This is a genomic window from Clostridioides sp. ZZV15-6598 (genome assembly GCF_020657705.1).
In the GTDB taxonomy this organism is placed as follows: domain Bacteria; phylum Bacillota; class Clostridia; order Peptostreptococcales; family Peptostreptococcaceae; genus Clostridioides; species Clostridioides difficile_F.
Genome location: NZ_JAGWCS010000065.1, coordinates 1 through 22,312, shown reverse-complemented (window position 1 = coordinate 22,312; position 22,312 = coordinate 1). Strand labels below are relative to the sequence as shown.

Genomic DNA, 22,312 nt, shown 5'->3' with positions numbered 1-22,312 from the left:
GTACTTATCCTGTAAAAGAAATCTATTTGTGTAATGTCTTTATATTTTATTATAAATCTTGAGTATAAAATGATGTAAATAATTGCAACAATTGTATAAGCAGTAAATAATGTATTTTCAAGAGTACCATTTGAAATCACTATCCACTTATACCACATAATTGGCCAAAAAAATAGTGCTAAGAACTTAAAATAATTATCAAAAAATTTTTCTTTATACATTCATCAAACAACCTTTCTTAAAAAAGCATGTATTTGTTTTTAGAATTTTAAATAATGTGCTATCATTATTATATATTAATATTGAGTTTATAGAAACCAAAATTTGTTAAAATAAATATATAGATTTTTGCTATTAAGTCAATTAAAATTACTACCATTTTATTATGAAATTGGATCAAATATGTAGAAATATGGCAAATTAGTTAATACAAGATATTTATTATTACCAAGTGGTAAGGCTTGTTTTTTTAATGATAAGAATTCCAATCTTTTTTGAAAAAATTTAATATCTACATTAAGTATATCAGCCATTTCATAAACGCAAGTAATACCAGAATTAATTATATTTATTATATCTTCTTCTGTAATTAAAAATTCACAAGCCCATTTTAAAGCTTTATTTTCACATTTATCTATAATGATTTTTGTATAATAATCGTTATAAGATGATATATAGTATCCAAAACTAGTGAAATGGTGTCCAAGTTCCTCTGCTAGTATGGATGTAAGTTTATTGGTATTTTGTTTTAAGTTATTGAGTAATGATATAACTTTTATACCATGTTTGTTTATATATAATCCTTCTAAGTCGCCTGCAATATGAGTGGTATAATGAATTACTATCTCTTCTTGAGAAGCTAATTCAAAAAGTTTATCCAAATTATTCATAAAAATCCCCCTAATATAGAATGTATGTTTGATGAAAAGTTATATTAAAAGAGCAGAGGAATAAATCTGCTCATTATATAGTTTATTTTTTTTTATATTTATTTAGTAAAAATTCTATATAATCATTAAGTTGTTCTTTAGCTTCTTCAGGCAAGTCTTCATGTGGATTTTTTCTATGTGCCGCAACAGTGTCAATATTTTCCTTAACCAAGGTTCTTCCAAGAAGGTAATCAACTGATACATTAAATACATCAGCCAATTTATTTAAAATATGTTCATCAGGAAATCTGTTTTCTGTTTCATAGTATCCTAAAACTCTTTGAGAAACTCCTACTTTTTCACCAAGTTCTCTTTGAGTAAATCCAAATTCCTTTCTAAGTTCTCTTAATCTTTTGGCAAACATTATAACACCACCTTATGTATAAATTATAACAAATTGTTCTAAAAATTAAAACTAATAAAAGAAAAAAGAATGATTTTTTCTAAAAAATATTGATAAAGAACAAATAATTCTATATAATAGAAATAGATAAGAACAAAATATTCTTAATTATACTAGGAGGGGAAAAGCATGTTTGAAAATAATTTAAAAGATTACAGAGAATCTATGAGCCTGCGCAAACTAAATTTGAAAAAAGCAGGAATTACAAATAATTATGTATCAAGAATAAAAAGAGGCATAAAAAATTCTGATTCATTTTGTATAAAAAACCCTGTTATTTTAGAACAAAATGGAGATAAAATTTTTTGGATATACATAGAACAAAATGTTCTTTAAAGGTTGTGGAATTTGCAATAAGACTATTGATTAGAAGCTATCATTATAAATTTAAGGCTAAACACAATAAAATATAAAAAGGAGAAATATAATGGATAATAAAAAAGATATATTACTTAAGGAAACAGATGAAAGATTACATAATTACAAGTATTTGGATGTAAAGATAAAGAATATTAACCTAGATATAAAAAGGTGTGAAAATGAATACTTTGGATGTGGAGCTGTAGTTTATACTGAAAAGACTAGTACTACATATAATATAAGTTCCTCTGTTGAAAATGAAGTTGTAAAAAAAGAGGAGAGATTAAGAAAATTAAAAATGGAAAAAAATGATATAGAAATAGAAAAGGAAAAAATAGAAAATGCTCTAACTTGTCTAAATGATATGGAGATGGAATTTTTTAATCTATTTTATAATAGTAAGACTAAAAATAACATGACCTATATTTCTATGAAATTACATTTAGATAGAACTTCTTGTTACAACTTAAAGAAAAAGATGATTTGCAAGTTAAGTGAAATATTATAAAAAACATAACACTTTTACAACACTTTATACACACTATAACAACAACACCTCCTAAAATATGTGAGATAATGTTATTGTGAAAGAAATCTATAGTGAGGGAGGTGAAGAATTGAAAAATATGATATTACCTAAAAATATAGATGGTACATGACAATATAGAAATTGAACATATATTTAAAAATTACTTATGCTACACATAAGAAGCTTGTCACATTAATCAAAAAATATTTAGTGATAGAGTGGTGATTATTTGCTTAAATACAAAGAAATATTAGAAACAATTATTGATATGCTTAAAAAAAGTTTTGATGAAAGTATTTTTCTTGATGATGAAAGTGTGCAAGGCTCTGAAGGGTCTTGTTTTTTTGTAAGTATGGTATCAGCTCTTTGTGCACCTGTAATGTTAAAGACAAACAACAAAGATGTTGTTATGTCTATAAAATATTTACCGAGACCACAATCAAATAATATAAGAATGTATGAAGTTTCAGATGAACTTGATAAGCTATTTAATAGAACTGTAAATGTAGGAAATAGAAAATTAAATATAACTAAAATTGAACAAAGTATTAAAAAAGAGGAGTCAATTTATACATTGAACTTTTCAATTACACTAAATTTTCTTGATAGCATACATGAGGAAGAAGAAGTGTATGAAAATATGGAAGAAATAAATTTAAACTTAGGAGAGTGATAGTATGGCTATAGGATTACCAAGTATCAATATATCATTTAAGGAGCTAGCTACAACTGTTAAAGAGCGTTCAGCTAGAGGAATAATTGCAATAGTGCTTAAAGATACCAAAGCACTAGGATTTAATGAAATACATGAAAAAGAAGATATACCAGCTGATTTATCTGTTGAAAATAAAGACTATATAAATATGGCTTTGATGGGAAATGTCAATGCACCAAATAAAGTATTAGTTTATGTGTTAGGAGAAGAGGAAGAGGTTCAAAGTGCCTTAGACTTTTTAGAAACTAAAGAATTTAATTATTTATGTATGTCTAAAGCAATAGAAGCAGATAAGACTGTTATCAAAAGTTGGATAATTAAACTTAGAGATACAGACAAAGTTAAAGTTAAGGCTATATTGGGTAAAGTTGCAGGAAATCATGAGGGAATAATTAATTTTACTACAGAAGATACACTAGTTGGAACAAAGAAGTATAGCGCTGAGGAGTTTACGAGTAGAATAGCTGGTATTATAGCAGGTACACCTTTAAGTCAATCAATAACTTATACTAAGCTTAGTGATGTTATTGATATACCTAAAAGTACTAAAGCTGATGCAGAGTCAAAAGTTAATAATGGAGAGCTTATCATTATTAAAGAAGCTGGAGCTATAAGAATTGCTAGAGGAATAAATTCTTTAACTGATTTAACTGAAGAAAAAGGCGAGATGTTCCAAAAAATCAAGATAGTTGACACTTTGGATATTATACATAGTGATATAAGAAAGGTAATCATAGATGACTATATAGGAAAAGTTACTAATAGTTACGATAATAAATGCCTATTAATAGTATCAATAAAAAGTTATTTAGAAGAGTTAGAAAAATCTGCTCTTATAGAGTCTAATTCTACTGTTGAAATAGATTTTGAAGCACAAAAATCGTATTTGAAATCAAAGGGAATAGATTTATCTTATATGACTTCACAAGAAATAAAAGAAGCTAATACTGGTTCTAAAGTATTTTTAAAAGCAACAATAAAAGCACTAGATGCTATGGAAGATATAGATTTATCAATAGAAATATAGGAGGATTATTAATATGGCAAATATGGAAGCTAGAAATGTAATGAGTGGTACTTGGGGAGAACTTTGGCTTGATGGAGATAAAGTAGCGGAAGTAAAGAAATTTCAAGCAAAGATGGAATTTACAAAAGAAGATATTATAATAGCAGGTCAAATGGGAACTGATACAAAGTATATGGGATATAAAGGGAAAGGTTCAATAACTTTATATCATGTTAGCTCAAGAATGCATAAGTTGATTGGAGAAAAGATAAAAAGGGGTTCTGAACCTAGATTTGTAGCTATATCTAAGTTAAATGACCCAGATTCTTATGGAGCGGAAAGAATAGCAGTAAAAAATATAGCTTTTGATGATTTAACTTTAGCTGATTGGGAAGTTGGAGTAAAAGGAGAAATAGAGGCTCCTTTCACATTTACTGAGTATGACTTCCTTGATATAATTTAGTTTTGTATGGATAGTTGATAAATAAAGATAGTTAATAAATATAAATAGTCAGTGAATTGAAATTTATTGATAAAGGAGTAAATAATAATGAGTGAAAATGGATTACCAAAAAATATAAATATAGTAGACTTACTTTTAAATGCAGATGCAGAAAACTTAGAAAGACCAAGTACTATAGTTGAACTAAAAAGATTATCTAATATATTTGGACAAGAGTTTAAAGTAATGTGTAGAGCTTTAACAATAAGTAAAGATGAAGAGATACAAAATACATGTCTTAAAATTGATGAAAACATGAAAACAGATATAGATTTGCCAGAAATGCAAATGCTTACAGTTATAGAAGGTATATGTGATTTAGATGGAAATCTTTTATTTAAAAATAAGGAATTAATGAGTAAATTTAAGGCTCCAACTCCAAAGGAATTAGCGAGAAAGCTATTATTACCAGGTGAAATTACTAATTTATACAGAATCCTTCAAGATGTAATGGGTTATGGTAAAAATGCAGTAATAGAAGAGGTAAAAAACTAATAGGGACGGATACCAAGACGACAATAATGTATTATTATTGGAAGAAAAAAGGTATTAGACCGTCCCTTTTTTATGCAATGGATAAAGGCGAATTAAAGCTTATTGAAGCTTTTTTCGCCTTAGAAATTGAGGAAGAAGTTGAAAAAATGAAGCATGGATATGGAGTTTGTCCTTTGACAGGAGGTGGTATATAGTGGGTAATGTAAGAGAAGAAGGTATAAATATGTATCTTACAGATAATTACACTCCAAAGATGAATCAAATCATATCAGTAACGGATACTTTTAGAAGAGCAACTGTGGCTGTTTCTCTTTCAACTAATGTAATGGCTAGTAGTATAAAAAATTCTATTGGAAGTGCAAGTAGTACATTAAATAGTTTAAATTCTTCTTTAAGAAAAGTTCAGACTACTGCTAGTAGTGCAAGTTCTACTATGACAAAATTAAGTTCTAGTATAAATACTGCTTCAGGAGCGATTGGAAGTTTAAATGGAAGTATTATGAGATTAGCAGTAACTATAGCTATGATTATTGATTATTTTAGTAAGCTGATTCAAAAGAAAAATGAGTTAAATTCAAATCCTATAATTGTATTAATGTTTAGAGTTAAGAATAATGAAATAGAAAAAACTAATTCAAAAATAAATTCCTTAAAGAGATTTGCTTCTAATATAAGGTTAAGGGTAGACAATTCAAGTGCAAAAAAGGCACTTGGTAAAGCACTTGAAAGGTTAAAAAAGATTAGTAACAAAGCATGGCCAGTTGTAATAAAAATAAAAGATACAGCGAAGGGTGTTGTAAGTAATCTCTTGGAAAAATTGAAATACTTTATTAAAAATAGCTGGCAAGGAATTGTTAATCTTAAAGATATGGCAAGTAGCGTTATAAGTAAGGTATTTCCTAAATTAAGATTGTTTGCAGGTAAAGTATGGAATGGTGCAATAGCTGTAAAGGATATGGCGAGTGGAATACTTAGTTCTATAAAAGGGAAGCTATCAGATTTGACAAATGGTGCTACTATAGGTATTGCTGTGAAAAAGGGTGTTGACTTACTTGGCCAAGAGCAAAATCAGAAAGTTGTCCTAGAAAGTATAATGAAAAGAAACACTGGGAAAGTTAGTAAAAAAGATGTTAATAGTTATTATGAAAGTTTAGTAGATATGGCAGATAATACACCTTTTGATCCTGAAGATGTTGTTGCAATGGGAACTAAAGCTAAAATGATTAGTAATATTACTGGTGGGAAAAAAGAAAAAGATATAACTCAGGCTATGATAGATGTTAGAGCTTTAAATATGGATACAAGTAGTACACAAGATGTATCAGCAGCTTTTTTAAGTGCAGCAAAGGGAAACATGGAATCTCTTAATACTTTGGTAGGAGAAAATTATAAAACTTTTGATGAAGCATTGGAAGGTATAAGTATAAAGCAAATGGGACTAGCTAAAGAAATGAGTGAAACAATACCAGGTATAATAGCTGCTGCTCAAACAAGTATTAATAATGGTTTGAAGAGTATTGTTAAACCTTTCGATGATATTTTAGGTCAAGGAATAAAGAAAATAAAAACTTTTATAGAGAGTGGGTTATCAAATTTAGCTAGCCTATCTAAAAGAATGGCTGAAAAAATAGGTAATGTAGTGAATGGTAGAGGAATTACTAGTAATAAAGATGAACAAATGCAATTTAGAAATATGAAGAATAAAAAAGGGATTCCTGATTCTACTCAATTTAGACTTTCTAGTGAAGTTGAAAAACGTAAAATGATGGCTGAAAATAAACAAGAAAATTTTGAAAATAGTGCAGCAAGAATGATAGGGAATGCTCCAAAAGCAATTGTTAACACAGGAAGTACCCTATTACAAAATATTGACTTTACTGCACTGATAGATTCATTATTACCAGTAGTAAACTTAGTAAATAATTTACTAGACAGTATAAACAATAAATCACCAATTGCACAAGGGTTAATAAGTATATTTGGTACGATAGTAACTACAGCATTTCAGTTGATAGGACCTGTAGTTGAGGCTGTTAGTCCCATTATTACGAGAATTTTTACCTTTTTAGGAGAGCATGCTCCACAAATAAATTATTTTATTGAAACTATGGGTAATGTATGGAAAACTGTATGGGAAACATTAGGTCCAATTTTAGAAGAGGCATGGAAGTTTTTGGAGCCACTTTTAGATTCTTTTCTTGATGCATTAAAAAACTTATCTGATTTTATAAATTTAATTTGCGATTCATGGAAGAAGATGGTTAAGTCTATAAATGAAAGCCCTATAACTGCTAAAATAGGTAAATATATTACAGAGAGAAGAAAGAAATATGAAAAAGAAGGTATGGACAGTGGATTAGCTCATGATTCAGGTACAAATCCTGATATAAATGCATTGCTTGGAAATGCCTTTGGATTAAATTATGTACCTTATAATGACTACCCAACAAGGCTTCATGAGGGGGAAATGGTTCTAACTAAACAAGAAGCCAATCAGTATAGAAGCGGAAAAAGTGGTGGAAATATAAGTATAGCCAAGTTAGCTGATACAATAGTAATTAGAGAAGAAGCTGATATAGAAAAAGTCACATCAAAATTAGTTTCAAGTATAAAAATGGCACAATTGGGAGGTGTATTATAATGGAAATGTGGCTTAGACAAGCAGAAGATAGATTTAGATTTCCAGTATTTCCATCTTCCTTTAGTATTAATGGAAAAGCTGCTGTAAACTCTTCTAGTATACTCAAAATAGGTGAAATAGCAACTTTTGGAGGTGTAGCGCTTAAAAGTATTTCAATATCAAGTTTTTTTCCAAATAAAGACTATACTTTCTGTGATTATACAGGTTTTCCATCGCCATATGACTGTGTAAATAAGATTGAAAAATGGATGAATGAAGGTCTTATATTAAGATTTACAATTACAGAAACAAATATAAATATGGAGGTTATAATTGAGGGATTTAACTATGAAGAAAGAGATGGGACTCGAGATGTGTATTTTACATTAGATTTAAAAGAGTATAAAAGAATAAAAATACCAAAGGTAACTCCAAAAAAATAGCTATTATAGGTAATAAGTTGTAAATAACTGCTGATAGAGTTAAATGAAAAGGCAGGTGATTTTTTATTATTAAAATTTGGGTACACATAAAAAATGGAAGTATATATGATATAACTGATATAGTGGATAAAGTTTCTTGGTCAGGAGATTATAAGTCTCCATCAAGAACACTAGAGTTTTCAATAATCCAATCCTCTTTTGATGTGAATTTTCAACAAATAGATATACCAATAGCTAGTACAATTTGTTTTTATGTAGATGAAAAAGAGCTTTTTAGAGGAATGATAATTAATAGGTCTAAAGATTCAAGTAGTAATGAAATTAGTTTTGTATCTAAAGATATGGGATTTCTACTTACACAAAGTGAAGTGTCGTACAATTTTAAAGACAAGTTAGTTGAAGATATAGCAAAGCAAGTCTTTGCTGAAAATAAGCTTGCAGCTGGAACAATAGCAAAGACTAATGTCAAGTATACTAAGATGTTTATAGGAGTAAATGGATATGATACTATAATGAGTGCATATACAGAGGCAAGTAAGAAGACAAAGAAAAAGTATATGATAGAAGCTAATTTAGATAAGTTTAATGTTATTGAAAAAGGAACTGTTACACTAAGTATTATGTTTGAAGAGGGATTTAATATTATAAATACTACTTTTTCAGAAAGTATGGAAAATGTAAAAAATAAGGTGATAGTAGTAGACCAGTATGGAAGTAAGATTAGTGAAAAAGTAGACAGTGAAATTTTTAAAGAAGTAAATGTAATAATGCAAAAAGTAATTCAGCAACAAGAAAATCAAGATGTAGATGTGGATAGTGAGTTTAAAGGTATAGAAAAAAGTTGTTCTCTTAGAGGTTATGGAGATGTAAGTTGTATAACTGGTAAAGGGGTAAAAGTTAAGGATTCCTATACAAAGCTTGTAGGGTTATTTTATATAGATACAGATAAACATACATGGCAAAATGGAGAGTATCAAATTGAGCTTGAACTTAACTTTCAAAATCTTATGGATGAAAAGTCAGCAGGCCAAGATGAACCTAAAGAAGAAAGTAATCTAGGAAGAGAAGGTTATACAGGAGGAACAGAGTTTACAGCAGAATTTACAGCTTATTGCCCTAGAAAAGAAGAAGGTGGAGATATAGACTGTAGAGAGAAAAAACTTGACCCATCTAAAAAAACTTGTGCTGCTCCTATGGTTGGTAAATATGAACAAACTTACTACACAAAAGAGTTTTTAAATAAACATCCTCTGCTGAACTATGGAGATGAAATACAGGTAATTACAGGAGTTTCTGGACGCGACGGAGTGTATAAAGTAAATGATGTAGGATCTGCAATAACTATAGAAAAGAATGGAACATACCACATAGATATTTTATTTGGAAATGCTGAAGAAGCTAGTAAATTTGGAAGAAGAAAAGGAAAGATTATTATTGGTGGTTACGCTGGTAATGTATCTGATAAAGCTAAAACAGTAATATCAGAAGCAAAAAAACATCTAGGTAAGCCTTATAAATGGGGTGGTAATGGACCAAATAGTTTTGACTGTTCTGGGTTAATGGTTTATTGCTTTAAGAAAGTTAGTATTAATTTGCCAAGAACTTCAAGCCAACAATCCACAGTAGGAAAGAAAATAGAGAAAAAAAATTTACAAGCAGGAGATTTAGTATTTTTTCATAATCCAGTAAGCCATGTTGGTTTATATACAGGAAATGGAGAATTTATAGAAGCACCTGGAAAAGGTAAAAAAATTAGACTAAGTAAATTGAATAATAGAAAAGATTTTAACATAGCTAGAAGGGTTTTTTAGAGGATGGTGATATAATGGCAAATCCGATTAATGAATTTATAGGAATAATGAGAGACGAAGGTAAGTACCATAATCAGCCTTCTTTTTTTATTGGGAAAATTAAAAGTAAATTACCAGATTTAAAAATAGAGACAAACAACATTATATTAGAAAAAGAAGATATTTTAGTAGATAGTTGGATACTTGATAGACAGATAGAATCCTTTGATACAGAAACAAATCAAGAACATAAACATGAAGTAAAAAATCCTTTTATAGATAATTTTGAATCTGGAGATATGGTAATAATGTTTAGAATAGGCGAGAAATTTGCTGTTGTAAGTAAGTTGGTGAGCTTATAATGAGTACGATATTCCCTTTTATAGGTGTTCCAGAAGATTATATCTTACCTAAAACAGAAGAGTTGCCAATCTTTCGTGAAGTGGCATGGGATTTTGAAAAAGATGAGCCTATTTTAGAAAAAGGTGATTTTAAAATAATTGAAAAAAAAGAAGCTCTAAAAGTTTGGATATACAAGTGTATAAAAACAAATAGATATGAACATGAGATATATTCTTTAGAATATGGAACAGAACTTTCAGAACTTATAGGGCAAAAGTATACAAAAGGTCTTACGGAAAGTGAGGCAAGTAGATTCATAAAAGAAGCTCTTTTAATAAATCCATATATATTAGAAGTAAATGTAAAAAGTGCTAACTTTAACAGAGACATATTGAGTGCAAATGTAAAAGTATCCACTATCTATGGGGAGGTGGAAATAAATGTATAGTGACCAAACATATGAAATAATAAAAAATAGAACTCTTGAAAATATAAATCTTGATATTTATAAAGGTGAGGGGTCTTTTCTAAACAATATGGTATCTGGAAATAATCTAGAACTTGCAAAGGTGTATATAGAACTTTCTAAGATACATAAAATGGCTTTTATACAAGACACATATAACCAGTTTCTTGACAAGAGAGTTAATGAATTTGGTGTATATAGAAAGTTGGGAACAGAGTCAAATGGAGAAGTTGAATTTATTGGAGAGAAAGGAACTGTAATAACTAATGGCACAGTAATATCATATAGAGATTTACTATTTGTAGTAATAAAAGATGTAACTATTGGTAGTGAAGAAGGTGACAATAGTCCAGTTCAAGCTTTAGAAGTTGGTAAGAAATATAATCTACCTACAAATTGTGAATTTAAGTTGGTTGATAATATATCTGGTATCACAAAGATTGTTAATACAAGAAGTTTCGAAGGTGGAACAGATATAGAGACAGATGAAGAGTTAAAAGAACGATTCTATAAGATACAAAAAAACCAAGCTACAAGTGGAAATAAAGCTCATTATGAAGAATGGGCTTTGGAAGTGGATGGAGTCTATAATGTTAAAGTTTATCCAAGGTGGGATGGCCCAGGAACAATTAAAGTCCTGATATTTGGAAAAAACAATCAAGCTGTTGATACAGAAACAATTGAAAGGTGTCAGCAACATATAGATGAAGAAAAACCTATTGGACCAACTATAACAGTTGTGACACCAGCACCAATAGAAATAAATATAAGTGCAGTAATGAAATTAGAAGATGGATACACACTAGATAATGTTAAAGAATCTTTCTTAGAAAGTATAAATTCATACTTTAGAGATATTAGAGGAGAGATAATCTATACGAAGGTTATGGGAATACTTATAAACACTACTGGTGTACATGACTTAAGCAATTTACTTATAAATGGAAGTACAGACAATATAACTATTAATGAAGATAAAATACCAAGTGTAACATCTGTTGATTTTAGTGAGGTGGAAAATCAATGAAACTAATTGATAAACTACCATCATTTGATAGAAATTACATTGTAGAAGAGATACAAAGTGCATATGATACAGAATTAAATATTCTTAAAGAAGATATTGATGATACTTTTAACCAATTATTTGTTGATACAGCAACATGGGGACTAGATATGTGGGAAGATATACTCTGCATTGAAAAAAAAGAGCTTGATTTTGGTACAAGACGTAGCAATATAAAAGCCAAAATGAGAAGCAGAGGTACTAGCACTATTGAGGTTATAAAAAATATCTGTGAAGCCTATACAAAATCAGAAACAGATATAAAAGTTTATAGTGATAAGTTTACATTCGTATTGAGTTTTATAGCAAATAACTGTGACTATAAAACTCTTTTAGATTGTAGTGACATGATTGAAAAGGTAAAGCCTGCTCACTTGTTACATTATCTAGAGCCAATAATATTAGATGAAAGTATGGTCTATTGTGGTGGAGGTATGGTGTGCAGTGAAGAGGTAAAAGTCCATCCATACTTTGAACCAATTATAAAATGTAGTGCTGTTGTAAATTGTGGAGCTGGAATGCTAAGTAGAGAAGAAATAAAGGTCTATCCTTTAAGTATTAAATGTATTGAGAGTAATTGTAAGATTAATATAGCTATTGCAAATGATACAGGCGTAGAAAATGTAGTAGTTTACCCTAAATCGGAGGTGGTATAGTTGGAAGAAAAATTTTATATAATATTAACCAAAATTGGTAGAGAAAAAATAGCAAATGCGACTGCACTAGGGGAGCTTGTAGGATTAACCAAGTTTCAAGTTGGAGATAGTAATGGAGAATATTATGAACCAACAGAAGAGCAAACTGCATTAAAGAATGTAGTTTGGGAAGGGAATATAAATTCTCTAAGAATTGATGAAAAGAATCCTAATTGGATAGTTATAGAGACTATTTTGCCAGGAACAGTTGGTGGATTTATGATAAGAGAAGCTGCTGTTTTGGATAATGAAAATAATATAATAGCTATAGGCAAATATCCAGAGACGTATAAGCCACGTGCTGAGGATGGAAGTATTAAAGATTTAGTTGTAAAGATGATTTTACAGTTATCTAATACTTCAAATGTGACATTGGAAGTGGACCCAACGTTGGTTTTTGTGACTCAAAAGGATATTCAAGATTTAGATGATAAGTTTGATAAGAATATAAAAGAAATAAAAGTGAAAATTGGAGAAGAAATTTTATCTACAGATTCTAAAGATTTATCAGGAGCTATAAATGAAGTAGTTAAAAAAATAGAAAATATCTCTTTTGATGATGTTATAAGTGGGCAAATACAAACTGATTTATCTGTATTAAAAAATAGCTATAACAAATTATCTGAGAAAGTATTAGATATATTAATATACCTAGAGTTGGAGTCAGAAGTAACTGTAGACGAAGCAGGATATTGGTATGATACATTAGCAAATGGAAATAACATAGTTGCTATAGAAGGGCTTAAATTAGACTTAAACAGAAAATGTATAACAGGTGAAATGGGTAATGTGATTTTTAGAGATGTGGTATTACCATTTAGTGCAAATAGAGTTAGATATATACATGAGATGGATAATAACTTTGTTGAGACAAAATCTAGTAACACTTATTTAAAAGAACAGAAAGATATAACTTTAAATAAGTATTCATATGAAATTAGATAAATAAAGGGGGTAGTACTGATAATGAAGCAAAATAAACTTTTACAACGTGGTGCTTATTTTAACGATAAGAATATATTGATTGATGATTTTGATAAAAGATATAATGATTATGATTTTGTAGAATTTTTTACTGGTATAAGTAATAGTACCTTTGGTTTAAAGTCAGATGGGAATTTATATGCTTGTGGTGATAATACAGGTTTTCAATTAGGTCTTGGAAAAGATTCATCAGAAAGAAGAATGTTTAGTAAAGTAAAAATTGACAATGTAAAATACGTATCTTGTGGTTCAAAACATAGTGTAGCAGTGACTAAAGATGGATTTGCATATGGAGCAGGAACAAGCAATGTAGGTCAATTGGGAGTAATCGAGTCTACAGTATATTATGAATTTACTAAGTTAGCAATAGATGATGTAAAAACTGTTGCATGTGGTTATGACTTTACTTTTGTACTTAAAAATGATGGAACATTATATTCAGCAGGTTTAAATTCAAGTGGTCAACTTGGATTAGGTGATACTAACAATAGAGCTACTTTTACTAAAGTAAATATAGATAGTGTAAAAGATGTAGTGACTTATAATCAATCTGTATTTATCATAAAAATGGATGGGACAGCACATGCTTGTGGATTAAATTCAAGTGGACAGTTGGGAATTAATAGTACTTTAAATAAGAGTGTATTTAATAAAATAGAAGGTATGGACAATGCAAAGCATATAGCGTGTGGTAGTAGTCATACAATACTTATTAAGAATGATGGAACTATGTATACTACAGGATATAATGGTGTTGGTCAGCTTGGTACAGGAAATAATAATAATTCAATTGTATTTACTCTTTCTAATATAAACAATGTTAAGTATGCTTCTTGTGGTAATGGTCATACTATGATATTAAAATATGATAATACACTATTTAGTACAGGGCAAAACACTTATGGTCAACTAGCCAATGCTGACAAGGATGTAGCATCAAGAAATACTTTTATTAAGGTTAACATCGAAAATATAAAAGATATTAAGTGTGGCTCTCAATTTAACTTTTTAATAAATGGTTCAAAGGAAATATTTGTATCTGGATGTAATTTAGCGGGTCAACTTGGTTCATTCTTTCATACAACTTTTCTATATGAATTTTCAAAGGTACAATCTTCAAGTTTAGATAATTATTCAGGTTTATTGGTTAATGATGATTATTTGTATGTTACTAAAGATAATAGTGAATTTTTAAATGTAAAGTTAAGTGATAATTTTCAAGATTATAAGAAGATAGAATTGACGAATAACAATATGTTTATAGTTATGAATGATGGGTCATTATATGCATGTGGTCTAAATAATTATGGACAGTTAGGATTGGGAGATACTATTAACAGGTCAGTTATGACTAAGGTGGATATAGATAATGTTTTGGATGTAAAGGGAAGTGGAAGCTCCACTTTTGTGCTTAAGAATAATGGAACATTATATTCTTGTGGTTTAAATAATAATGGACAATTGGGTTTAAGAGATGAAGTTAATAGAAATATATTTACAAAAATAGAAATAGAGAATGTAAAAGATTATTGTGTAGAAAGTGACTATGCCATAGCTTTAAATCATTCAAAAGAAGTATATGGATGGGGCTATAGTGCTAATAATAATATAGAAAGGACTTCTAATTACCCATATAAGCAAAATATAAATGGTATAGAAAAGATAGCAACATATTATCGTTCTGTATATATGATAAATAGTGAAGGTAAATTGTATGTTTCTGGATATAATGATTACTATCAATTAGGTACAGGAGGTAACAATAGTAGCACAAATAGAACAATAGTATCTAATTGTAGGACATATTCAACATCTTCTAGTGCAGGTGGATTAAGAGAATTACCTAAAATAACTAATGTTTTTCCTTTTGAGAAAGGTTGTGCAATTATTGATGAAAACGGATATGTTTACTTAGCAGGATATCATAGATATGTTGCTACATCAAATAATAGCCCAAGCATATCTGATTATTCAAGATATGGATATTTCATTGAAAATACAACTTCTAATTATAATACTTACTTTATACAAGAAACTACTTTTAACGGAATAGAAAAAATAATAGGAACATCAGACAATATATTATACGTTAGAAAGGGAAGTACATATGTTACTGGATATCCTAAAACATTTGGGTCATCTGCTACTGGATATAAAAGTTATACTACTATTAGCTCTGAATATTCAAATTTGGGGAGTCTTTTTATTATAACTTCTAGTAGTTCTAAATTATATGGACATGGAATTGCTAGTAGAGGTGAATTTGGAAATATAATAAGTTTAGATGGTGTAAGTAGTTATGATACAGGACTAAAAGATATAAAAGATATAATTGTAAAAAATAACACTGTTGTAGTAGTAGATAAAAATAACAATATATATGTAACAGGAGCAAATCAATTTAATAAACTAGGTATAGGAGAATATAACAATGAACCAGTAAAAAAATTCACAAATATAACTGAACAATCAAACTCATTTATATTTATGGATGATATAAAAGAAATTACAACATCAAGAAATACAATGTTTATAGTCAAAAATGATGGAACAGCCTATGCCACAGGAAATAATAGTTCTGGACAATTGGGATTAGGAGATACAATAAATAGAAATAGGTTCACTCAGATAAACCTTGATAACATAAAGAAAATATCAACAAGTATAGATGGTAACACAACATTTGCAATTAGAAATGATGGAACACTATACTCTACAGGATTCAATACCAAAGGACAATTGGGATTAGGAGATATAGTAAACAGAAATACATTTACCAAAGTAAATATACAAAATGTAAGAGATGTCGTTTTAGGGACTGCTCACTCACATGCAATCAAAGATGATAACACACTATATTCATGTGGAGAAAACACTCATGGACAACTAGGTATGGGAAGTGAAAGTAATCATCCAGATGTATTAACATTTACTGTAAACAATATAACTAATGTAAGAGATGTATACTGCTCAGATACAACAACATTTATTGTAAAGGACACAAACATTGCATATTGTTGTGGATACAATAATAATTCACAACTAGGTATGGGAAATACTACTGACCAGTATAGTTTTATAAAGTGTATGGAAAATGTAAAAGAAGTTATACCAAATGAAATAAATACTTATATAATAACAATCTATAATACTGCATATAGTACAGGTCTAAATACTGATTATTGCTTAGGACTAAATAGCAACAGCAATCAGAGTGCATTTTCCGAAATTCCAATTTCAAATGTAGTAAAGGTAGCTCCAAACAGAAATAATGCAGTACTTTTACTTACAAGTGAAGGTGATGTATATACTGCAGGTAAATGTAGTAATGGTTCAGGTACAGGAAGTGAGACTCCAGAGAAGATTAAAAAAATAGCATCAAAGGCAAAAGATATAAGTATGAGTTATGGATGTGGATATTATGTAAGTGATAATGGTGACTTATATGGCACAGGTTCTAACAGTTATGGGCAATTAGGTGTTGGTGATGTAGCAAAAAGAGATACATTTATAAAAACCAATACAAGAGTAAAGAAAATACTTCCTCTAGAGTATGCTAATATAGCAATAAAAGATACTAATGATATATATATATGTGGATTAAATAATTATGGGCAATTAGGTGTTGGTAATAGATATGATAGTAGAAATAATGATAATAGAATATTTAATTATAAGCATATGAATTTTGTAATGGGAGATTTAACATCTATTAAAAATAGACATAATTTTATACTTCTAAACAATAAGATAGTTGTACCTACTACAAAAGACATAGATTACGGTTTAGTATTAGGAAACTTATATAAAGGAGACCTTTATACTGAACTCCCATATGAAAATATAAAAGAAGTATCTATTTCTAAAACTCATATTATTGTATTGCTTAATGATGGAACAATGTATGGGTGTGGTACAAACTACCATGGAGAACTATTACAAGACTTGTCTATAAATCAAGTAGATGAATTTGTACAAATTAATGTATCAGATGTAAAACATGTTTCATGTGGAGATAACTTTACTTATTTTATAAAATCTGATGATAGTCTTTGGTCTATTGGTAAAAACTCTGAATACCAGTTAGGTATAGGTCACAATAATCCAGTTACTGAATTACAAAGAATTACAACTGTATCTAGTTGTAAAGAAGTACATTGTGGTAAAAACTATACATTAGTAGTAACTACAGGCAATGAATTATTTGTACAAGGGTATAATGATAAGGGTGCTTTAGGATTAGGAAGTGATAGTGAAAATACTATAATTAAGTTTTTTACAAAAGCATTAACAGATATAAGAGAAATAAAATCTTATGGAAGTGACCATATATTAGTACTTAAAAATGATAATTCAGTATGGGTTACTGGGAAAAATAGAGATGTATATAAGATTGAACAACCTGTAGAATTTTTAAAAGAGTTTACAATAATACCTATTTCTGAAGACGTAAATACTGTAAAGGATGTACTTGTGACAGATAATACATTATATATTATATCTGAAGTAGGAACAACAAATGCTGCTATAGAGATTTCTGAAAAATCAATTTCATCAATTAAAATAAAAATACAAGACCCTAATAAAGATATAAGTAAAATAGAAATGCTTATAAATGGAGAAAGTGTAAAATCTACAAGTGACTTAACTACTGAAAAAATATCATTTGAAATACCACAAGATAAAATCAAGATAGGAGAGAATAAGATATTATTTAGAGCTTATTGTAAAGGTGATGATCTATATGCATCTCTATTCATTTTTAAAGAGAGTACTGGAAATTCTATAATTAAAGACTCTTATGTTATGATAGGCAATAGAATGTACAAGGTAGTCAATACAGCATCTAATGAACAAGATATTACAATTACACTAGATAGAGGGCTTGAAGAAGACTTAAACCTTGGAGACTCTATATATCAATTAATAAATAAGACTAAGATTCAAGTAAAAATAAATAAATCTGATTTATTTAAAGACATGAAACTAGTTGAAATCAAAAAATCAGATTCAAGCTATCAAGAAATCTATGAATTAGAAGAAGCTAACATAAAAAGTGCCCAACCTAAAATCATAGTAGAAAAAGGAGATAAATGGACAGCTATAAAACGTCCATCTATGATTTTTAGATATGATGCAGAAAACAACGAACCAGAAGCTTAAAATGGAGGTGTTAAAAATTGTTTAAATTTGATAAAAACAAAATAGAGCAAATCAAACAAGGTAGAAAAGTAGAAATGCAATATAAAGATATTTCAGATATAAGTGTAGGTCAATCAAAACAAGATGATGACATAACTAGTAACTTTATAGCAAATGCAGAAATATATGAGATGCTATTAAGTCAAAATCCTGTCAACGAAGTTCGCAGTATAAGCACATTTAATACATTAAAATCTGGAGGTGAAAGTGGAATGGTAGAGGTATATGTAGCATTAATTTTAAGAGGAAAGAAAACTATAGAAGAGGTACCAACAATAATTAGAGAACAAGTTAGAATTAGATGTGAAGAACTAGAAATACCAGTTGAATAGTAAACTTAGAATAACTATAGAGTAGTTATTTTTTTATGCAAAGTACAAGGTCTTACTTACTAAAGTTAAGACCTTGTACTTATTTTTTGCTATATTGATAGTTTGTAGATTTAATTAATTTATAAAAGAAATAAAAAATTAAAACACTAAATAGATAAATAGTGTGTCAAAATACAGAATATTATATGATATTAAAATATAATACTAGTTCAAAATGTAGGTGTAAAAAAAATTATATGATAGGAGGATATAATGGATAAATTAATAACCGAATTGAGCAGTCTAGGGGCAATAGGTATATTATGTGCTCTTTTATTTAAAAACACTATGCAAGAGAAAAAAGAAGATAGAGATATGTACAAAAAAACTGTAGAGAATTTTATAGAATTATCTACTCAACAACAAGAAATAAATAAAAATATACTTGTTCAGATGGGCATAATGAAGATAGATGTAGAGGAAATCAAAGAAAATGTAACTGATATAAAAGATATGCTACAAAAGGAATATGTATAATATGACATAAAAGAGGTAGCATTAAATGCTACCTCTTTTTATAATTAAACTATAAAATTATTGTCTGTTAACTAAAATAGCTATCTTAGCATCTGGATTATAACTTATTTGAACCATTTGATTTTTCTTAATATGTTCAAGGTCTTCACCACCATAAACGATTTGTAATTTAACTGGTAATTTACCTTGTTTTATAATAGCAACATACTCTTTTTTACCTTTTTTCTCTAAACTAATCAAATTGCCAACATAAGGTTTAAAGTTTTGATACTTTTTACTAGAATTTCTTATGTAGAAGAAAGCACCAACAGCAATAACTAAATTTATGCCAAGTGTAACCCAAGAATTGATTTTCAGCATAGCTCCAGCGATTATTATCACGAACATTAAAACGATAGGTAATATAGCCTTCTTAAGAAGTAGTTTACCCATTATTTCATTAGCCTTTTTCTCAGGGCCACTCATAGTTTTTGATCTAGCAAATGATTGCGCGAATTTGTCTTTTAAGCCCATTTTATCCTCCTAATTTTAATAAATATTTAGTTATAATAACGAGAGATTACTTGAAACTAAAAATTTACTACATTTATATTATGTTTGACTTTTGTATAAATGATTACATTCAAGTAAAGCAAAATATACTAATTATTTTATCATAAAACTATAAAAAAGAAAATAAATGAAATAAAAATATTAGAGCAAAGAAATGATGTAAAATCGTATCAAAAGCAATATAAAAATTATTTATCTATTTTTTCATCTTTATTTTTATTATACTCAGTTTTTTTAAAATTTTTATCTTTTTCTTTTTCATATTCATGAAGTTTTAATTCAATCATACCTTCTATTTTGGCTTTATCAAAGTCATTTAGTTTTCTAAATGATTTTAAAAGCTTTATTTCGTTAGAGCTTATGCTATTAAGTGGATAGTTTGGTGAGGAATCGCAAATTAAATTTGATTCTTGTGATATATTATCTCCATTTAATAGCCAATCTACAGAGACATTAAATATCTCAGCTATGGATTTTAATATCTCATAATTTGGTTTTCTAATATTTCTTTCAAATTTACTCAAGTTATCACAGTCTAACATTTCTTCTAATTCATATTGTTTAAGGTTCTTTGTTTTTCTTAAATAAACAATTCTTTCTCCTAAAGTATCCATAAACACTCTCCGTTCAATTAATGTCAAAAAGACTTTTTAAAATGTAAATAATGATAAAATAAAGGTCAAAATGACATGAAAAATATTGACTTAAGGTCAAAATGACCTTATAATTAACTTATTGATACGAATTCACATCCTAATTTTAGCACAAAGTAATCAAAAAATCTTATTTAGTATTAAATAAATTCATGTACTTAATATTTGTACATATTTAAAAAATATACTAAATAGAGGGAGGTAGATAAGTTTAATAATAAAATTAAATATAAATCCACTTAGAAAGGAAACTTGATTAAATGGATACTCAAAAAAAATGGATACCTTTTTTGGGAATACAGGTAAAGCAGAGGCTTATTGAATTAAACATGACTCAAAGGGAATTAGCAAAAAAAATAGGTGTTAATGAAAACTATTTGTCAGCTATTTTAAATGGCAGAAGAGCAGGAAAAAAATATAAATCATCAATTTATCAATTGCTTAATATAGAATATTCAGAAGAAGATTAATAACTAATATATGAAGAAGGAGTATATTATTATGTGTAAATTAGATTCAGATGGGGTAATAGAGTGCTGTAGAGCAATTGATGATTTTATTACAGCGCTGAATGGTGTACGAAGTTTAAACATGGAAAAATTGGATATTTTAACTAAATATTCTACTTCATGCTCAATCCTTCTTAGAGAGGAAAATTACGAAGGATGTACAATTGTATATAAAAAGATGTTGGAAGAATTAAAGACGTAAATAATATATTAATTAGAGATAGAAAGAATTACATAGTGATATAGAATATTTTTTAAAACATATAAAAAACATATAAACTAAAATATGGATATGTTAATCTAACTACAATAAATGTATTTGTAATTAAATTATAGTTTATTTGAGCAACTTAATATCCATATTTTAGTTGTTAATTTAGCACAAAAAAAGAATCTTTATAAATGATGTAAATTCGTATCAAATTATGTATGTTTAATCTGGTTTATCATTACTATCAGTAGGAGAATGTTTTTCTAATTCCTTATATTCAGATATCTTAAGCTCTAGCATTCCTTCTATTTTTATTTTATCACGTTCATTTAATTGTCTATAGAGATTTAATATCATCATTTCATCATCAGTTGCATGTAGATTATACAAATAATCTTCTTTATTTTCTTTAACACTATTATTGGAGTTTACTTTTTCTTTTCCATATAGAAGCCAGTCAGTGCTGACATCAAAATAATCAGCTATTGACATTAATATATCGCAATTAGGCTTTCTACCTCCAGTTTCAAACTTACCTAAGTTTTCAAATTTTAAAATATCCATAAGTTTACGCTGGGTAAGTTTTCTGGAGTTTCTCAAATAAGCAATTCTTTTTCCTAAAGTATCCATAAAACACACTCCTTTCTTTTTATAAATAAAAGTCTGAATGACATTAAAAGTCGGTGTATAGTCCCTTTGTTCTATGGGATTACTAAAATAAAGTCTGAATGACATTTTGATTAAATTAATATACTCATACTATGATTTTAACATATTATAATTGAAAATATATGGTTTATTTTGATTTGTAGATATCTTTTAATGGGTGAAAGTAGATATTGAAAATAGAGTAGTTTCAATAATATATTTCATATATTACTTTTAAAGTATACTTGGGTATGAAAATATAATTTCCTAATAATGAAGAATATATAAAAATTATATTAAGGATAGGTATTAGAAAGAGAATAGTACTATATTGTAGTTTATAC

At 28.2% G+C, this 22,312-nt stretch carries 25 protein-coding genes and 1 pseudogene; 20 read left to right on the top strand and 6 right to left on the bottom strand.

From position 1 onward, the window contains the following. From KGF50_RS13080 to KGF50_RS13070, 3 genes and pseudogenes are all read right to left on the bottom strand, one after another. Positions 1–221: pseudogene (locus KGF50_RS13080) on the bottom strand (hypothetical protein); the annotation flags it as partial. A gap of 162 nt (positions 222–383) precedes the next feature. Beyond that, on the bottom strand, positions 384–890 hold the full coding sequence (locus tag KGF50_RS13075) for a hypothetical protein (RefSeq protein ID WP_227841960.1): 507 nt from the start codon (positions 888–890) through the stop codon (positions 384–386). A gap of 82 nt (positions 891–972) precedes the next feature. Further along, complete coding sequence (locus tag KGF50_RS13070; protein ID WP_227848450.1) at positions 973–1,293, bottom strand: XRE family transcriptional regulator; 321 nt, start codon at positions 1,291–1,293, stop codon at positions 973–975. 168 nt (positions 1,294–1,461) lie between these two features. On the opposite strand from KGF50_RS13070, the gene KGF50_RS13065 reads away from it, so the two are divergent. From KGF50_RS13065 to KGF50_RS12980, 18 genes are all read left to right on the top strand, one after another. Continuing rightward, positions 1,462–1,668 (top strand): XRE family transcriptional regulator, encoded by a 207-nt coding sequence (locus KGF50_RS13065; RefSeq protein ID WP_227848449.1) that lies wholly within the window; start codon positions 1,462–1,464, stop codon positions 1,666–1,668. A gap of 91 nt (positions 1,669–1,759) precedes the next feature. Beyond that, positions 1,760–2,200 (top strand): hypothetical protein, encoded by a 441-nt coding sequence (locus KGF50_RS13060; RefSeq protein ID WP_227848448.1) that lies wholly within the window; start codon positions 1,760–1,762, stop codon positions 2,198–2,200. Positions 2,201–2,450: 250 nt separating this feature from the next. Further along, the gene (locus KGF50_RS13055; RefSeq protein ID WP_227848447.1) at positions 2,451–2,894 is read left to right on the top strand and encodes a DUF6838 family protein; all 444 of its coding nucleotides are present in this window, start codon (positions 2,451–2,453) and stop codon (positions 2,892–2,894) included. Positions 2,895–2,898: 4 nt separating this feature from the next. Continuing rightward, positions 2,899–3,963: a phage tail sheath subtilisin-like domain-containing protein gene (locus KGF50_RS13050; RefSeq protein WP_227848446.1), complete on the top strand. Its 1,065-nt coding sequence runs from the start codon at positions 2,899–2,901 to the stop codon at positions 3,961–3,963. Positions 3,964–3,976: 13 nt separating this feature from the next. Further along, positions 3,977–4,405 (top strand): phage tail tube protein, encoded by a 429-nt coding sequence (locus KGF50_RS13045; RefSeq protein ID WP_009896262.1) that lies wholly within the window; start codon positions 3,977–3,979, stop codon positions 4,403–4,405. An 87-nt stretch (positions 4,406–4,492) separates the two neighbouring features. Next, positions 4,493–4,939, top strand: coding sequence for a phage tail assembly chaperone (locus KGF50_RS13040; protein WP_227848445.1), 447 nt, complete (start codon positions 4,493–4,495; stop codon positions 4,937–4,939). Between the two features lie 26 nt (positions 4,940–4,965). After that, positions 4,966–5,133: a hypothetical protein gene (locus tag KGF50_RS13035; RefSeq protein ID WP_074080522.1), complete on the top strand. Its 168-nt coding sequence runs from the start codon at positions 4,966–4,968 to the stop codon at positions 5,131–5,133. After that, positions 5,133–7,580: a hypothetical protein gene (locus tag KGF50_RS13030; protein WP_227848444.1), complete on the top strand. Its 2,448-nt coding sequence runs from the start codon at positions 5,133–5,135 to the stop codon at positions 7,578–7,580. The genes KGF50_RS13035 and KGF50_RS13030 overlap by 1 nt, the downstream gene beginning before the upstream one ends. Then, positions 7,580–8,002, top strand: coding sequence for a phage baseplate protein (locus KGF50_RS13025; RefSeq protein ID WP_227848443.1), 423 nt, complete (start codon positions 7,580–7,582; stop codon positions 8,000–8,002). The genes KGF50_RS13030 and KGF50_RS13025 overlap by 1 nt, the downstream gene beginning before the upstream one ends. Positions 8,003–8,124: 122 nt before the next feature. Further along, a complete protein-coding gene (locus KGF50_RS13020; RefSeq protein ID WP_227848442.1) occupies positions 8,125–9,813 on the top strand; it encodes an NlpC/P60 family protein in 1,689 nt (562 codons plus the stop codon). Between the two features lie 14 nt (positions 9,814–9,827). Beyond that, a complete protein-coding gene (locus tag KGF50_RS13015) occupies positions 9,828–10,154 on the top strand; it encodes a DUF2577 domain-containing protein (RefSeq protein WP_227848441.1) in 327 nt (108 codons plus the stop codon). After that, the gene (locus KGF50_RS13010) at positions 10,154–10,582 is read left to right on the top strand and encodes a DUF2634 domain-containing protein (protein ID WP_003438449.1); all 429 of its coding nucleotides are present in this window, start codon (positions 10,154–10,156) and stop codon (positions 10,580–10,582) included. Before KGF50_RS13015 ends, KGF50_RS13010 begins: the two co-directional genes overlap by 1 nt. Beyond that, positions 10,575–11,627 (top strand): baseplate J/gp47 family protein, encoded by a 1,053-nt coding sequence (locus KGF50_RS13005; protein ID WP_227848440.1) that lies wholly within the window; start codon positions 10,575–10,577, stop codon positions 11,625–11,627. The genes KGF50_RS13010 and KGF50_RS13005 overlap by 8 nt, the downstream gene beginning before the upstream one ends. Then, on the top strand, positions 11,624–12,322 hold the full coding sequence (locus KGF50_RS13000; protein WP_227848439.1) for a putative phage tail protein: 699 nt from the start codon (positions 11,624–11,626) through the stop codon (positions 12,320–12,322). Before KGF50_RS13005 ends, KGF50_RS13000 begins: the two co-directional genes overlap by 4 nt. Next, positions 12,323–13,306, top strand: a complete 984-nt coding sequence (locus KGF50_RS12995; RefSeq protein ID WP_227848438.1) for a phage tail protein — start codon at positions 12,323–12,325, stop codon at positions 13,304–13,306. A 21-nt stretch (positions 13,307–13,327) separates the two neighbouring features. Beyond that, on the top strand, positions 13,328–18,508 hold the full coding sequence (locus tag KGF50_RS12990; RefSeq protein WP_227848437.1) for a chromosome condensation regulator: 5,181 nt from the start codon (positions 13,328–13,330) through the stop codon (positions 18,506–18,508). Positions 18,509–18,525: 17 nt separating this feature from the next. Beyond that, positions 18,526–18,879: a CD1375 family protein gene (locus KGF50_RS12985; RefSeq protein ID WP_227848436.1), complete on the top strand. Its 354-nt coding sequence runs from the start codon at positions 18,526–18,528 to the stop codon at positions 18,877–18,879. Positions 18,880–19,131: 252 nt separating this feature from the next. Then, positions 19,132–19,395 carry a hypothetical protein gene (locus tag KGF50_RS12980; RefSeq protein ID WP_227848435.1) on the top strand — a complete coding sequence of 88 codons (264 nt, stop codon included), beginning with the start codon at positions 19,132–19,134 and terminating at the stop codon, positions 19,393–19,395. Between the two features lie 57 nt (positions 19,396–19,452). Here KGF50_RS12980 and KGF50_RS12975 read toward each other — a convergent pair whose 3' ends face one another. Further along, positions 19,453–19,908, bottom strand: coding sequence for a hypothetical protein (locus tag KGF50_RS12975; RefSeq protein ID WP_227848434.1), 456 nt, complete (start codon positions 19,906–19,908; stop codon positions 19,453–19,455). Between the two features lie 227 nt (positions 19,909–20,135). Continuing rightward, complete coding sequence (locus tag KGF50_RS12970; RefSeq protein ID WP_227848433.1) at positions 20,136–20,561, bottom strand: helix-turn-helix domain-containing protein; 426 nt, start codon at positions 20,559–20,561, stop codon at positions 20,136–20,138. 299 nt (positions 20,562–20,860) lie between these two features. Here KGF50_RS12970 and KGF50_RS12965 point away from each other — a divergent pair, with 299 nt between their 5' ends. Then, positions 20,861–21,070: a helix-turn-helix domain-containing protein gene (locus KGF50_RS12965; RefSeq protein ID WP_227848432.1), complete on the top strand. Its 210-nt coding sequence runs from the start codon at positions 20,861–20,863 to the stop codon at positions 21,068–21,070. 31 nt (positions 21,071–21,101) lie between these two features. After that, entirely contained in the window at positions 21,102–21,311 is a 210-nt protein-coding gene (locus tag KGF50_RS12960) for a hypothetical protein (RefSeq protein WP_227848431.1), read from the top strand. Positions 21,312–21,542: 231 nt separating this feature from the next. On the opposite strand, the gene KGF50_RS12955 is transcribed toward KGF50_RS12960, so the two are convergent. Continuing rightward, a complete protein-coding gene (locus KGF50_RS12955) occupies positions 21,543–21,950 on the bottom strand; it encodes a helix-turn-helix domain-containing protein (RefSeq protein WP_227848430.1) in 408 nt (135 codons plus the stop codon). Positions 21,951–22,312: the final 362 nt, after the last annotated feature.

Coding starts and splice junctions, on each gene's coding strand:
- KGF50_RS13075 (WP_227841960.1), bottom strand. CDS start 890: ATGAATAATTTGGATAAACTTTTTGAATTAGCTTCTCAAGAAGAGATA.
- KGF50_RS13070 (WP_227848450.1), bottom strand. CDS start 1,293: ATGTTTGCCAAAAGATTAAGAGAACTTAGAAAGGAATTTGGATTTACT.
- KGF50_RS13065 (WP_227848449.1), top strand. CDS start 1,462: ATGTTTGAAAATAATTTAAAAGATTACAGAGAATCTATGAGCCTGCGC.
- KGF50_RS13060 (WP_227848448.1), top strand. CDS start 1,760: ATGGATAATAAAAAAGATATATTACTTAAGGAAACAGATGAAAGATTA.
- KGF50_RS13050 (WP_227848446.1), top strand. CDS start 2,899: ATGGCTATAGGATTACCAAGTATCAATATATCATTTAAGGAGCTAGCT.
- KGF50_RS13045 (WP_009896262.1), top strand. CDS start 3,977: ATGGCAAATATGGAAGCTAGAAATGTAATGAGTGGTACTTGGGGAGAA.
- KGF50_RS13040 (WP_227848445.1), top strand. CDS start 4,493: ATGAGTGAAAATGGATTACCAAAAAATATAAATATAGTAGACTTACTT.
- KGF50_RS13035 (WP_074080522.1), top strand. CDS start 4,966: ATGTATTATTATTGGAAGAAAAAAGGTATTAGACCGTCCCTTTTTTAT.
- KGF50_RS13025 (WP_227848443.1), top strand. CDS start 7,580: ATGGAAATGTGGCTTAGACAAGCAGAAGATAGATTTAGATTTCCAGTA.
- KGF50_RS13015 (WP_227848441.1), top strand. CDS start 9,828: ATGGCAAATCCGATTAATGAATTTATAGGAATAATGAGAGACGAAGGT.
- KGF50_RS13010 (WP_003438449.1), top strand. CDS start 10,154: ATGAGTACGATATTCCCTTTTATAGGTGTTCCAGAAGATTATATCTTA.
- KGF50_RS13005 (WP_227848440.1), top strand. CDS start 10,575: ATGTATAGTGACCAAACATATGAAATAATAAAAAATAGAACTCTTGAA.
- KGF50_RS13000 (WP_227848439.1), top strand. CDS start 11,624: ATGAAACTAATTGATAAACTACCATCATTTGATAGAAATTACATTGTA.
- KGF50_RS12990 (WP_227848437.1), top strand. CDS start 13,328: ATGAAGCAAAATAAACTTTTACAACGTGGTGCTTATTTTAACGATAAG.
- KGF50_RS12980 (WP_227848435.1), top strand. CDS start 19,132: ATGGATAAATTAATAACCGAATTGAGCAGTCTAGGGGCAATAGGTATA.
- KGF50_RS12975 (WP_227848434.1), bottom strand. CDS start 19,908: ATGGGCTTAAAAGACAAATTCGCGCAATCATTTGCTAGATCAAAAACT.
- KGF50_RS12970 (WP_227848433.1), bottom strand. CDS start 20,561: ATGGATACTTTAGGAGAAAGAATTGTTTATTTAAGAAAAACAAAGAAC.
- KGF50_RS12965 (WP_227848432.1), top strand. CDS start 20,861: ATGGATACTCAAAAAAAATGGATACCTTTTTTGGGAATACAGGTAAAG.
- KGF50_RS12960 (WP_227848431.1), top strand. CDS start 21,102: ATGTGTAAATTAGATTCAGATGGGGTAATAGAGTGCTGTAGAGCAATT.
- KGF50_RS12955 (WP_227848430.1), bottom strand. CDS start 21,950: ATGGATACTTTAGGAAAAAGAATTGCTTATTTGAGAAACTCCAGAAAA.